This window comes from Falsiroseomonas oryzae (genome assembly GCF_027856955.1).
In the GTDB taxonomy this organism is placed as follows: Bacteria; Pseudomonadota; Alphaproteobacteria; order Acetobacterales; family Acetobacteraceae; genus Falsiroseomonas; species Falsiroseomonas oryzae.
Genome location: NZ_JAPSMD010000811.1, coordinates 1 through 1264, shown reverse-complemented (window position 1 = coordinate 1264; position 1264 = coordinate 1). Strand labels below are relative to the sequence as shown.

Genomic DNA, 1264 nt, shown 5'->3' with positions numbered 1-1264 from the left:
CGCGGCGCCGCCCGGCCTGGTCGCGCTGCTCGACCCGGCGGACAACCCCTTCTCCGGCGGCGTCGCCGACACGCCGGGCCTGCTGCGGGCGCTGGTCGCGGCCGGTCCGCCGGTGGAGACGGTCCTCGCGCCCCTGCACGACCCCGCCACGGTGGAGCTGGCGCGTGCGGCGGGGCCGGGCGCGACGCGCCGCTTCACGCTCTGCGCCCGCACAACCGACGCCTTCGGCCCGCCGGTGGAATTGGACGCCACGGTGGCGCTGCTGACGGAGGGCCGCTTCGTCAACAGCGGCCCGATGGAGCGCGGCAGCCCGATGGACCTGGGCGCCACCTGCGTGCTGCGTGCGGGGCTGCTGCGCATCATCGTGACCAGCCGGAAGGAGGCCGCGGCCGACCCGGCCTTCTTCGACCTGCACGGCATCGACTTCGCCGGGGTGCGGCTGCTGGCGAACAAGGGCAAGAACCATTTCCGCGCCGCCTTCGCGGAGCGCTGCGTCGCCATCCTGGAATGCGACTGCCCCGGCCCCGCCGCGCTCGACCTCGCCGCGCTGCCCTTCCGCCACGTCCCCGCCGCCATGCTGGCGCCGGCCGACGCGCCGCCATAGGCTTCGCGCGCCCCCACCCCGACCCTCCCCCGCTGCGCGGGGGAGGGAGCATGATGCGCCGACATTCCCTCTCCCGCGCAGCGGGGGAGGGTGCCGAGCGCAGCGAGGCGGGTGGGGGCGCGACCGACCCTGCCGTCGAAGGGGAATCGCGTCGCCCTTAGGGCAAGCCTACCCGGAGGAGTACGCCATGCAGCGCCGCCAAGCCCTGCTCGCCTTCACCGCCATGGCCCTCGCACCGCCCGCCCGCGCGCAGGACCTGCCGCGCACCATCCGCGTCGTCGTGCCCTTCGCCGCCGGCGCCTCCTCCGACACCATCGCGCGCATCGTCTCGGCTAAGCTGGCGGAGGCGCTCGGCGTCGCCATCGTGGTGGAGAACCGCGCCGGCGCCGGCGGGCTGCTCGCCGCGCAACAGGTCGCGCGCGCCGCGCCCGATGGTTCGACGCTGCTCTGGGGCGGCGGCACCGCGATCACCCATGCCGTGATGGGCCGCGATCCCGGCTACGACGTGCTGCGCGACTTCACGCCCATCGCCACCATCGTCGAGAATCCCGCGCTGCTGGCGGTGCGCACCGCCGCGCCCTGGCGCGACATCGCCGCGCTGATCGCGGCCGCGCGCGCGGCCCCCGCGGGTGGGCTGCGCTACGGCTCGGGCGGCGTCGG

2 protein-coding genes are annotated in these 1264 nt (G+C 76.3%); both read left to right on the top strand.

The window, feature by feature from the left end; all coding sequences use genetic code 11:
• The coding region (locus tag OZN99_RS31895) for an MlrC C-terminal domain-containing protein (RefSeq protein WP_270939201.1) at positions 1–604 on the top strand (604 nt) is incomplete at its 5' end.
• Positions 605–791: 187 nt separating this feature from the next.
• Positions 792–1264 (top strand): Bug family tripartite tricarboxylate transporter substrate binding protein (locus OZN99_RS31890; protein ID WP_270939200.1); only part of this gene is annotated, 473 nt, incomplete at its 3' end.